The 11,141-nt window shown below is 74.7% G+C and carries 8 protein-coding genes; 2 read left to right on the forward strand and 6 right to left on the reverse strand.

Going from position 1 to position 11,141, the window contains the following annotated elements; all coding sequences use genetic code 11:
- Window positions 1-44: 44 nt before the first annotated feature.
- From ACIA5A_RS13355 to ACIA5A_RS13380, 6 genes are all read right to left on the reverse strand, one after another.
- Complete coding sequence (locus ACIA5A_RS13355) at window positions 45-902, reverse strand: spermidine synthase (RefSeq protein WP_396760632.1); 858 nt, start codon at window positions 900-902, stop codon at window positions 45-47.
- Window positions 902-1,876 carry a hypothetical protein gene (locus tag ACIA5A_RS13360; protein WP_396760634.1) on the reverse strand — a complete coding sequence of 325 codons (975 nt, stop codon included), beginning with the start codon at window positions 1,874-1,876 and terminating at the stop codon, window positions 902-904. Before ACIA5A_RS13360 ends, ACIA5A_RS13355 begins: the two co-directional genes overlap by 1 nt.
- On the reverse strand, window positions 1,873-4,347 hold the full coding sequence (locus tag ACIA5A_RS13365) for an AAA family ATPase (RefSeq protein WP_396760637.1): 2,475 nt from the start codon (window positions 4,345-4,347) through the stop codon (window positions 1,873-1,875). The genes ACIA5A_RS13360 and ACIA5A_RS13365 overlap by 4 nt, the downstream gene beginning before the upstream one ends.
- Entirely contained in the window at window positions 4,347-5,495 is a 1,149-nt protein-coding gene (locus ACIA5A_RS13370) for an exonuclease SbcCD subunit D (RefSeq protein WP_396760640.1), read from the reverse strand. The genes ACIA5A_RS13365 and ACIA5A_RS13370 overlap by 1 nt, the downstream gene beginning before the upstream one ends.
- A 12-nt stretch (window positions 5,496-5,507) precedes the next feature.
- Window positions 5,508-7,256, reverse strand: coding sequence for an ATP-binding protein (locus tag ACIA5A_RS13375; protein WP_278106948.1), 1,749 nt, complete (start codon window positions 7,254-7,256; stop codon window positions 5,508-5,510).
- Between the two features lie 748 nt (window positions 7,257-8,004).
- Entirely contained in the window at window positions 8,005-8,796 is a 792-nt protein-coding gene (locus ACIA5A_RS13380) for a pyrimidine reductase family protein (RefSeq protein WP_396760644.1), read from the reverse strand.
- 151 nt (window positions 8,797-8,947) lie between these two features.
- Here ACIA5A_RS13380 and ACIA5A_RS13385 point away from each other — a divergent pair, with 151 nt between their 5' ends.
- Entirely contained in the window at window positions 8,948-9,493 is a 546-nt protein-coding gene (locus ACIA5A_RS13385) for a plasmid pRiA4b ORF-3 family protein (RefSeq protein WP_396760647.1), read from the forward strand.
- 208 nt (window positions 9,494-9,701) lie between these two features.
- Window positions 9,702-11,018: an ABC transporter substrate-binding protein gene (locus ACIA5A_RS13390; RefSeq protein ID WP_396760650.1), complete on the forward strand. Its 1,317-nt coding sequence runs from the start codon at window positions 9,702-9,704 to the stop codon at window positions 11,016-11,018.
- Window positions 11,019-11,141: the final 123 nt, after the last annotated feature.

Consider the following 11,141-nt stretch of genomic DNA (forward strand, 5'->3'; position numbering starts at 1 on the left):
ACGGGCATGGCCGCCCGGGGATACGCACCGATCCGCCGATCGGATCAACGTTTGACGGAAAAAATTCCTGGCGGCGGTGGTGTCGAGTCGACGGCGTCCGCGTCGCGCACCACGGCGGCCCCGCCGGCGAACCGGTCCAGCTCGTCGCCGGCCACCACCCGACCGGGGAACCAGTCGCCGGCCGCGCGCCGGGACAGCTCCGGCACCGGCGGCTCCACCCGGGACGCCACCAGCACCAGGTTGCCGTAGCGCCGGCCGCGCAGCACCGCCGCGTCACCCACCAGGCAGGCCCGGGGCAGGACGGTACGCACGGTGGCGACCTGCCCGCGGGCGTGCCGCAGCGGCGGGCCGTCGGCCACGTTCGCCAGGTAGTAGCCGTCGGGCGCCAGCACCCGGGCCACCTCGGCGGCGTACTCCACCGAGGTCAGGTGGGCGGGTGTGCGAGCGCCGGCGAACACGTCCGCGACGATCACGTCGTACCCGCCGTCGCGGCTGGACGCCAACGTGGCCCTGGCGTCCGCCACCCGCACCCGCAGCCGGGGATCGGACGGCCAGGGCGCCTCCCGCCGGACCAGCTCCACCAGCCCGCCGTCCACCTCGGACACCCGCTGCGTCGAACCCGGCCGGGTCGCCTGCACGTATCGGGGCAGGGTGAGCGCGCCACCGCCCAGGTGCAGCACCCGCAGCGGCGCGCCGGCCGGCGCCACCAGGTCGATCGCGGCGGCCAGCCGCCGGACGTACTCGAACTCCAGATGGGTCGGGTCGGTGAGGTCCACGTGCGACTGCGGCGCGCCGTCCAGCAGCAGCGTCCAGGAGCCGGGCCGGTCCCGGTCCGGCACCAGCTCGGCCCGGCCGGTGTCCACGTCCGCCGCCACCCGGTCGGCGTCGCGTCGCCGGCCCATCAGCGCCGGATCCCGCGCGCCGCCGAGGTGAGCACCCGGTGCAGCAGCCGCGCGTCGCCGAGCATCCCGCGCAGCCGGCGTTCCAGCCCGGCGATCGGCACCAGGTTCTGCGGGGCGCGCGGGTCCTTGTACGGCGTGGACGCGAACCGGGGCAGCGTGACGAGCGACAGGTCGGCAAGCGCGATCGCCTCCGGCACGGTCAGCTCGGCGGAGCACTCCATCCGCACGATGCCCGCCCAGGGCGCCCCGGCGGCCACCGGCAGCCGCAGATACCAGGACCAGCCGCCCCACGCCGTGCCCAGCCGGAACACCGGGCAGCGCTGGCCCGGCGCCAACCCGGTCACCACGGCGGTGAGCCGGGCGTCCAGATACTGGCTGTGCTGGGTCTTGATGTAGCCGAGGGTGCGCGGCAGGTTCCGCCGGCTGCGCAGCGGACCGTCCACCACCAGCAGGTCGCCGTCGGTGCGCACCGCGTCGGAGACGTCCACCTCAAGCGCGGTGAGCGGGCCCTGCACGGCGGCCGGCAACTTGCTCAGCTCGCCGGTGCCGCCGACCCGGTGCACCGGGTAGCGGATCGCGCCGGCCACCACGTCCTGCGCCGACGGGCTGGCGGTGAACAGCCCTCGCCCCACCCGGACCCCGGCCAGCTCGGCGGCGCCCCGGTCCAGGTCGCAGCGGACCACCCCGGCCGCGTAGGAGGCGGCGATGCCGGGGAACGAGCCGCCGTCCTCCTCGGACGTCCAGACGCTGGCGTCGATCCGGCGTACCCCGTCGACGAGCAGCACCACGTCCGGCGCCCGCACCCCCGGGCGGACGTCGATCGCCCGCCAGTCGGTGACCGGCAGCTCGACGTCGGCCTCGACCTGGGCGCTGCTCGGCGCCGCCGGCCCGGCCCCGCCCGCGGCCTCGAACGACGCCCCGTAGGCCGGATCCCACGAGTCGACGAAGAACCGGGGCTGTCCCGACCGAGTCACAGGCCGGTCCGCTCGACGCGGGCCGTGCGGGCGTCCTTGCGGACCTCGAAACGCACCGGGATCCGCTCGGCCAGCGCCGGGACGTGGGTGACCACGCCGACCATCCGGTCGCCCCGGGCGGCCAGGTTCTCCAGCGTCGCCGCGACCGTGTCCAGCGTCGCCGCGTCCAGCGTGCCGAAGCCCTCGTCCAGCACGATCGACTCCAGGCTGGCCGCGCTCGTGGACATGCCCGCGAGCTGCTCCGACAGCGCCAGCGCCAGGGCCAGCGACGCCTGGAACGTCTCCCCGCCGGAGAGCGTCCGCACCCCGCGCCGTAGCCCGGCGTCGTGGTGGTCGAGCACGAAGAACTCACCCTTGTCGTGGATCAGGTCGTACTGCCCGCCGGACAACTCCCGCAGGATCCCCGACGCGCCGTCGACGAGCAGGTCCAGCGCCTCGGTGAGCAGCCACCGCTCGAAGTTGTTGGCCCGCAGGTGCCCGGCGAGCGCACGGGCCACCCGCGCCTCGTGCTCGTGACCGGCCCGCTGCTCGCGCAGCTCGGCCGCCTGCTCGCGGCGCTCGGTCAGCCGGCGCAGCTCGGCCTCGGCCCGCTCGACCGCCACCGCGACGTCGCGCAGCGGGTCGGCCGGCGCGTCCAGCCCGGCGGCGGTGAACAGCGCGCCGATCCGGTCGGCGACCTCGCCCGCAACCCGCCCGGCCGCCTCGACCGAGTCGGCCAGCCCGGCCCGGTCGGCGCGCCGCCGGTCGGCCTGCTCACCCGCCCAACCCTCCAGCGCCGCCCAGGCGCCTGCCACGTCGTCGCGGTCGGCGGCCGGCGGCCCGAACCGGGCCAACCCGTCCCGGACCGCGTCGAAGTCGCGCCAGGCCCGGCGCAACCGGTCCTGCGCGCCGTCGAGCGCGCCCCGCGCCCGGCGGGCCGACTCCCGGCCGGCCCGCACCGCGCCGGCCGCCTCGTCCAGCCCCGCCCGCAGCCGGGCGTGCTCGGTCAGCGAGGCGCGCAGCGCGTCCGGCGCGGGCGCGTCGGCGAGCTGCCCGTCCAACTCGGCCAACCGCGCCGCGAGCTGGTCGTGCTCCGCGCGGGCGCGCAGCAGCACCCGGTCCAGGTCGCGGGCGGCGGCGTCGCGCTCGGTCACCACCCGCTTGGCGGCCTCGCTGGCCGCCCGGGCCGCCTTGCCGGCCGCGATCGCCCGGCTCACCGCCGATCCCTTCGGCATCGCCGGCACGGCGGCGACCACCTGCTCGCACACCGGGCACGGCGCACCGTCGACCAGGTGCACCCGCAGCGCCACCGCCTGGTCGGCCGCCTTGGCCTCCTCGTGCGCCCGGAACGCCGCCTCCAGCTCGACCTCGGCCCGCTCGGCGGCGGCACGCGCGCCGGCGAGCGCCGCGACCGCCGCGTCGTGCTCGGCGGTCGCCGCGTCGACCGCCGCGCGGACCGTCGCCGCCTCGCCGGTCAACCGCTCCCGGTCGGCGTACGCCCGCAGGTGCACCCGCGACGCGCTCTCGTCGCCGGCCGCGGCCAGCTCGCCGCGGAGCTTCTCCTCCCGCTCCTCGGCCAGCCCCACCGCCGCGGTCGCCTCGTCGGCGGCCACCCGGGCCGCGGCCACCGCCCGGGCCAGCTCGGCGATGCCGTCCGGCGCCCGCACCCCGGCCAACACGCCCAGCTCGGCGTCGAGGTCGGCCAGCGCCGCCGCCCGCTCGCCCGCCGTCGCCCGGGCGCGCTCCAGCTCCGGTACGGCCGCCTCGACCGCCCCGGCCAACTCCCGCACCCGGTCGACCCGGCCCTGGGCGTCGGCCAGCCGGTCGTCGTCGACGTCGGCCAGGCCGCCGAGCACCTTGTCGACTGTCTCCAGCTTCGCCTCGGCCTGGCCGGCGCGCTCGACCGCCTTCTTCTGCACGTCCTCGTAGACGCCCAGGCCGAGCAGGTTGACCAGGATCTGCTGGCGGGTCGCCGGCTTGGCGTGCAGGAAGTCGGCGAACTGCCCCTGCGGCAGCACCACGCAGGAGGTGAACTGCTCGTAGGGCAGCCCGACCGCGTCGAGCACCGCCTGCTCCATCTCGGCAGGCGTGCCGGCCACCACGTCGCCCAGGTCGTCCGGGCTGAGCCCGGTGTCGAGCTTGGTGACGTCGAAGCCGGGCGGCATGAGCTGGAGCCCGGCGTTGGCCGTCTTCACCGTGCCCCGGCCGTCGCGGCGCACCACCCGGGTGGCGACGTAGCGGTCGCCGGCGGACTCGAAGACCAGCCGGACCCGGGCCTCGGTGGCCGACGGCGCCAGCGCGTTGGCCAGCCCCCGGGTGCCGCCCCAGCGGGGCACCGTGCCGTAGAGCGCGAAGCAGATCGCGTCGAGCACCGTGGACTTACCCGAGCCGGTCGGCCCGACCAGCGCGAAGAAGTCGGCGTCGGTGAAGTCGACAGTGGTCTCCTCGCGGAAGACGGTGAAGCCGGCCATGTCCAGCCGCATCGGCCGCATCAGTGCTCGACCTCCTCGAGCAGCTCGTCGAAGAGTTCCCGGACGCCCTCGTCGGCGTGGCCGCGGCTGCCCAGGTAGTCGGCGAACAACTCGCGCGGGGACCGGCCGGCCCGCTGGGCGGTGCGGGTGCCGCTGCCCGGCGCGGGCACCAGCTCCGGGTCGATCCGGATCTCCAACGCGCGGGGGAGCAGCTCCTGCACCTCCTCGCGCAGCCCGGCCCGGGGCTGCTCCCGGACGAAGACCCGCAACCAGCCGTCCGGCGCCTCGATCTCGGCGAGCTGGGCCAGCGTGCCGCGCACCGTGCGCAGCGGCACCGCGCCGGGCACCGGCACCTCCCGGATGCGCGCGGCGGTGGTCGCGGTGACCTCCACGACCGTCACCGAGCCGATGTTCTCCTGCTCGCCGAAGTCGACCGCGAGCGGGCTGCCGCAGTAGCGGATCGGGCACGGGCCGATCACCCGCTGCGACCGGTGCAGGTGGCCCAGCGCCACGTAGTGCGCGTTGCCCGGGAAGACGGTGGCCGGCACCGCGTAGCCGAGCACGGTGTGCGCGTCGCGCTCGCCGCCGCCGGTGCTCGCCCCGACCACGGTGAGGTGGGCGGTGACCAGGTGCACCCGGTCCGGCTCGGTGAAGCCCTCGGCCAGCTTGTCGAGCACCCGGCCGAGGTGGTCGGCGTAGGTCTGGTTGGCCTCGGCCGGGGTCAGCGTGTACATCTCCACCGCCCGCACGGCGTAGCGCTGGGACAGGAACGGCAGCGCGGCCACCTGCCAGCGCTCGCCGTCGCCCGTCACCCCGTCGACGACGTGCTCGGCCGGGTTCTCCCGGACGCTGCCGCGCAGCGTGATGCCGGCGGCCTCGGCCCAGGGGCGCAACGCGTCCAGCGCCGCGCCGTTGTCGTGGTTGCCGCCGATCACCACCACGTCCGCGCCGGTGCGGCGCAGCGCGGTCAGCGCCCGGGTGACCAGCCGGGTCGCCTCCGGGGTGGGCGCGGCGGTGTCGTAGAGGTCACCGGCGACGATGACGAGGTCGGGCCGCTCGTCGCGGGCGATGTCGATCACCTGGGCGAGGACCTGCGTGTGCTCCTCGGCCCGGGACTGCCCCTTGAGGACCTTGCCGACGTGCCAGTCGGAGGTGTGCAGGATCTTCATGGTGGGTGCCGCCTAGAACGGGATGTCGTCGTCGGAGGAGCCGGAGCCGACCACCGCGAACGGATCGGCGGACTGCGTGATCGACCGTAGCGTCTCCGACGGCGGGCGGCCGGCCTCGGAGACCCGGGTGGCCCACGCCGGGAACGGGAACTCCAGGCAGAGCGGCACCGGGATGTCGGGCTGGTTGACGAACATGGTGCCCGGCTTGGCCAGCAGCGCGCGCTGACGCTGGGCCGGCGGGAGGAAGCCGTATTCCGGGCGGGACGCCTCGGCCGGGTCGAGCCGGCCGACCACCCGGATCGCCGAGTTGGTGACGATCCGCCGCTCGACCTCGCTCGCGGTCTGCTGCGCGCCGACCAGGATCACGCCCAGCGAGCGGCCCCGCTCGGCGATGTCGAGCAGCACCTCCTTGATCGGCGAGGAGCCCTCGCGCGGGGCGTACTTGTTCAGCTCGTCGAGCACGACGAAGAGCAACGGCTTGGCGGTGCCGGCCTTCTCCTTGCGCTCGAACTCGCTCTTCAGCGTCACGCCGACCACGAAGCGCTGCGCGCGGTCCGGCAGGTTGTGCAGGTCGACCACGGTGACCTGGGCGCTCTCCGCCGTGTTGATCGAGTGCGGCCGACGGGCGGCCAGGTCGCCGCGGATCAGCCGGCCCAGGTCCTTCTTGCTGCCGATCAGCCGGCGGGCGAACGCGTTGACCGTGCCCAGCCCGACCGCGCTGCCGGCCCACTCACCCCGGGTCTCGTCGTCGTTGAGCTGCTCCACGACGTGGTCGACCAGGTCGGCGTAGGAGCCCAGGCGGACCCCGTCGATGCTCACCCCGCCGTCGGCGGGCTGGGCGTGGCGGGCCAGGTGGGCGGCGACCGAGTGGACCACCATGGTGTATTGCTGGCGTTCGTCGTCGGCGTCGGCGAACACGTAGGGCAGCAGGCGGTCGGCGCAGAACTCGCTGAGCGTCCAGTAGAAGCTGTCGACGCCGGTGAGCCGGCTGCTCACGTCGGGCGTGCCGGAGGAGTCGCCGACCCGCGGCGGGGCGTAGACCCGGACGTCGGGGAACGCACCGGCGTCGAGACCGAGCTTCGCGTACGCCGCCCGGGTCGGGTCGTCGAGCCGGCTGTTGGGGTGGTCGAGGAAGAGCAGGTCCTCACCCTTGACGTTGAAGATCAGCGCCTTGGCGTTGACCGCGTCGCCGCCGAGCACCCCGGAGCGGAACACCGAGTAGAGCAGGAAGGTGGCGAAGCTGGTCTTGGTGGCGACACCGGAGATGCCGGAGATCGAGACGTGCGCGCCCCGGGTGCCGTCGAGGAAGTCGGCGTTGAGGTAGACCGGCACCCCGTCGCGGCCCATCCCCATCGGGATCCGCCGCTCCATCCGGTCGAAGTGCAGCGCCCGGGCCCGCGCGTCGCCCTCGGCCCGGTGCACCACGGCGCCGGGGGTCGGCGGGACGTAGAACTCCGGGTCGACCCGGGTGGTGGTGACCTCGGCCGCCTCCTGCACCTGCGCCGGCAGCGTGCCGTCGGCGATGGCGAAGACGTCGGAGTCGAACTGCGCCCCCTCGTGCCGGGCGCGCACCTGGGTCACCACGCCGGCGATGGTCACCGGCTCGCGGTCGGGCAGCTCGCGCCGGGTCACCACCACGTCGTCGAGTTGCAGGTAGCTGCCCGGGGCGACGGCGGTCCAGAAGGTGAGCGGGGTGGCGTCGGCGGTGCCGAGCACCCGGCCGACACCCTCGCCGGGCCCGTCGAGCTGGTCGTCGGTCATCGGCGGTCTCCGGTCGGCTGGTCGTTCCGGTCACGGCGCACGTCCTGCATCCTGCCCGAGGGATGCGACAGGTTGCCACGCGACGCGTCGGACGCCACGTCGGCGCGTCCCGGCCGGTCGCCGGGCGGATCCGACCGGCCACGGTGCGTGCGATTTCGCCTCGGCGTACCGCTCGGCGCGGAACCCGGCAGGGAGGCCGGAAGAGCGGGGGAGCGGGACGTGGCGTCGACGCGGGGCCGGCTGGTCGGGTTGTTCGCCCTGGCCACGGCCCTGCCGGCGGTCGAGGGGGCGACCCTCGTCGCGGCCCGCCTCCACGCCGCGCAGGGACGTGCCCTTTGCGCAGGCCCGCGGCGGGTCGGTCGGGCGGCCGGCTTCTGGCGTGGCCGGGGTGTCGGCGTGGTGGGCTTCTGGCATGGGCAGGGGTGTCGGTGCGGTGGGCCGTCGGCGAACGGGGCGTTGGCGAGTCGATCGTCGGCGTGTCGGGGAACGGGAACGGTCCGATCGAGAGCGATATACCGGAGAGGCATAAAAATGACTCTCCGGTATATCGCTGAAACCGGCCTGCCGCCCTCGTGACGACGCGCCCTCGTGACGACGCGCTCGGGGTGCGGCGTGGTCGGGGACGATGCGGCCGGGTTACGGCGTGGCCGGGTGGGTGGCGTGGTCGGGAGGGGCGCAGCCGGTAGCTCGGGTCGGCACGCTGCCCGGTGGATCCGGAACGGGTGCCGCGCGACGGATGAGGGCGGGCTCAGGCGGCGGGCGCGGCGCCGGCGGACGGCGGGTCGGCCGGTTCGTCCGCGTCGCGGGCGTAGCGCAGCATCAGCACGCCGTCGGCGGCCAGCACGTGTCGCAGCGGCAGCTGGCGGGGGGCGCTCGCCGCGCCGGCGGTGATCCGGCCGGGGCCGGCCCCGGCCAGCAGGGGCGCCACCGTCAGGCACAGCTCGTCGACCAGGTCGGCGGCGGTGAGCGCGCCGAACAGGTGTGGTCCGCCCTCGCAGAGCACCTGGTCCAGCCCGCGGCGGCGCAGCTCGGCCAGGCCCGCGGTCAGGTCGACGCGGTCGGGGCCGCAGCGGACCAGGTCGACCACCTCGGTGAGCCCGGCCGGCGGTTCGGCGTCGTCGCGGGTGAGCACCAGCGGCCGGACCGGGGCGTCGGCGAAGCACGCCTGGGCCGGGTCGAGGTCGAGCGAGCCGGAGACCACCACGAGCGTCGGGTACTCGGCCAGGCCCCGCTCCCGGCGCCAGGCGCGGCGTCCGGCGTCCAGCCGCACCGCGCGGTAGCCCTCGTGGCGCAGCGTGCCGGCGGCCACCAGCAGGCCGTCGCAGAGCATCCGCAGCATCCCGAAGACACGCTTGTCCGGCTCGCCGGAGAGCCCGGCCGAGTAGCCGTCCAGGGTGACCGCGCCGTCCGCGCTGGCGACGAAGTTGACCCGCAGGTGCGGCCGCGACGCACGGCCGTATAGCGCGGTGAGCTGCGGGTCGGTCAGCGGGCCGGTGACGGGCGCGGGCCAGATCCGTTCGATCGGGGTTCCGACGCTCATTCGCCGGCCGGACCGGTGACCGGAGGGGTGGGCTCGGCGGTACGGTGCTGGCAGTCGCACCACTTCCGGCCAGGACAGTCGTCGTGCCGCCGCTCCCGGCAGGCTCGGCAGATCATGCGGGCAGCCTAATGCCGAGGAAGGACGGGACCACGTGCCGCGTCAGATCTTCCAGCTGATGGTGTCCGTGGCGGGGGTCCGGCCACCGGTCTGGCGGCGGGTGCTGGTGCCCGGTGGTTACACCCTGGACCGGCTGCACCGGGTGCTCCAGCACGCGATCGGCTGGCGCGACTGCCACCTGCACGCGTTCGAGATCGACGGACGGCAGTACGGCGAGCCCGATCCGGGTGGCGAGCTGGCGCTGGGCGACGAGCTGGACGTCCGGTTGGACACGGTGCTGGGCAAGGGCGACCGCTTCCGCTACACCTACGACTTCGGCGACTGGTGGGAGCACGACCTGGTGGTGGAGGACGTCTGCGCCGCCGACCCGGACGAGCGCTACCCGCTCTGCCTGGACGGGGAGCGGGCGGGCCCGCCGGAGAGCGCGGGCGGCCCGGAGGGATACGCGGTGCTCCTGGCCGCGCTCGCCGACCCGGCGCATCCCGAGCACTCGGGCATGCGGGACTGGGTCGGGCCGGCGTTCGACCCGGCCGCGTTCGCCGCCGACCGCGCCACCACGCTGCTGCGCCGCTGCTGCTGACCGGGCCCGGGTGAGGCCCCGGAATCACGCGGTAACGAAATGGGAACGCTCCCACCGGCCTATTGACACCCCTGTTACCTCCCGGCAATCTCATGGGAGCGCTCCCGGGAGTGGCGTGAATCTCTTCCTTGCCCGCTCCGGCCCGGCGCGAAACGCACCCCCCACCACACGAATAACTCGCCTCACCACCGAAAGAGGGGTCTGAAAGATGAGCCTCCCCATCCGCCGTCGGCAGCTCGCGGCCATCGCGCTCGCGTCTGTCACGGTGCTGGCCACCGCCACCGCCTGCAGCGACGACTCGTCCGGCGGCAGCAGCGAGAGCGACGGTCCGGTCACCCTGGTCGTCGACGTCTTCGGCGACCAGGGCTTCGGCTACCAGGACCTGTACAAGCAGTACGAAGCCGAGCACAAGAACGTCAAGATCCAGGAGCGCGGCAAGGGCCTCGGCCTCGGTGACTACAACACCCGGCTGACCCAGCAGATCACCGCCGGCTCAGGCGCCGGCGACGTGGTGGCCCTGGAAGAGGGCACCATCGTCCAGTTCTACGCCCAGGCCGACAAGTTCGTGAACCTGGCCGACCACGGCGCGAACGACCTCAAGGGCAACTTCCTGCCGTGGAAGTGGGAGCAGGGGACCACGCCCGACGGCAAGGTGCTGGGCCTCGGCACCGACGTCGGCTCGATGGCGCTCTGCTACCGCAGCGACCTGTTCAAGGCCGCCGGCCTGCCCACCGACCGCGAGCAGGTCGGCGCGCTCTGGCCCACCTGGGACAAGTTCATCGAGGCCGGCCAGAAGTTCGCCGCCGCCGACAAGAAGCACAAGTTCGTCGACTCGGCGACCAACTTCTACAATGTGGTGCTGATGCAGATCGCCGGCCAGGGCACCGGCTACACGTACTACGACAAGAGCAACAAGATGGTCATCGAGCAGAACCCGGACGTGCAGGCCGCGTACCAGCTCACCACCAAAATGATCGGCGCCGGGCTGTCGAACAACCTGCAGTCCTTCTCCAACGAGTGGAACGCCGGGTTCAAGAACGGCACCTTCGCCACCATCGCCTGCCCGGCGTGGATGACCGGTGTGATCAAGGGCCAGGCCGGTGACGCCGCGGCCGGCAAGTGGGACATCGCCAAGGCCCCCGGCGCGGGCGGCAACTGGGGCGGCTCGTTCCTCGGCGTGCCGAAGTCGAGCAAGCACCAGAAGGAGGCGGCCGAGCTGGCCAAGTTCCTGACCAGCGCGCAGGGCCAGATCGGCGCGTACAAGGCGGTCGGCAACCTGCCGTCGAACCCGCAGGCGCTCACCGACCCGGCCGTGGCCGACTCGACCAACGACTACTTCAGCAAGGCCCCGGTCGGCAAGATCTTCGCCGCCGGCGCCACCGACCTGAAGCCGGTCTACCTCGGCCCGAAGAACAACGCGGTCCGCACCGCCGTGGAGAACACGCTGCGCGCCGTGGAGCAGGGCAAGTCGGCCGACGAGCAGTGGCAGGCGGCCTTGAAGAACGGTGCGGCCGCCGGTAAGTGACCCGGCTGAGCCGCCCGCGGGGGGGGGGGGGCGCGCCCCCCCGCCCCCCCCCCCCCCCCCCGCCCCGCCGGGGGGGGGGGGGGGGGGGGGGGGGGGGGCGGGCCGGGGGGGGGGGGGGTCGGG

It is taken from the genome of Micromonospora sp. NPDC051300 (genome assembly GCF_044455315.1).
GTDB lineage: Bacteria > Actinomycetota > Actinomycetes > Mycobacteriales > Micromonosporaceae > Micromonospora > Micromonospora robiginosa.

Bases quoted from the DNA above. Each gene is read 5' to 3' on its own strand.
- ACIA5A_RS13355 (WP_396760632.1), bottom strand. From the start codon at position 902: ATGGGCCGGCGACGCGACGCCGACCGGGTGGCGGCGGACGTGGACACC.
- ACIA5A_RS13365 (WP_396760637.1), bottom strand. From the start codon at position 4,347: ATGCGGCCGATGCGGCTGGACATGGCCGGCTTCACCGTCTTCCGCGAG.
- ACIA5A_RS13370 (WP_396760640.1), bottom strand. From the start codon at position 5,495: ATGAAGATCCTGCACACCTCCGACTGGCACGTCGGCAAGGTCCTCAAG.
- ACIA5A_RS13375 (WP_278106948.1), bottom strand. From the start codon at position 7,256: ATGACCGACGACCAGCTCGACGGGCCCGGCGAGGGTGTCGGCCGGGTG.
- ACIA5A_RS13380 (WP_396760644.1), bottom strand. From the start codon at position 8,796: ATGAGCGTCGGAACCCCGATCGAACGGATCTGGCCCGCGCCCGTCACC.
- ACIA5A_RS13390 (WP_396760650.1), top strand. From the start codon at position 9,702: ATGAGCCTCCCCATCCGCCGTCGGCAGCTCGCGGCCATCGCGCTCGCG.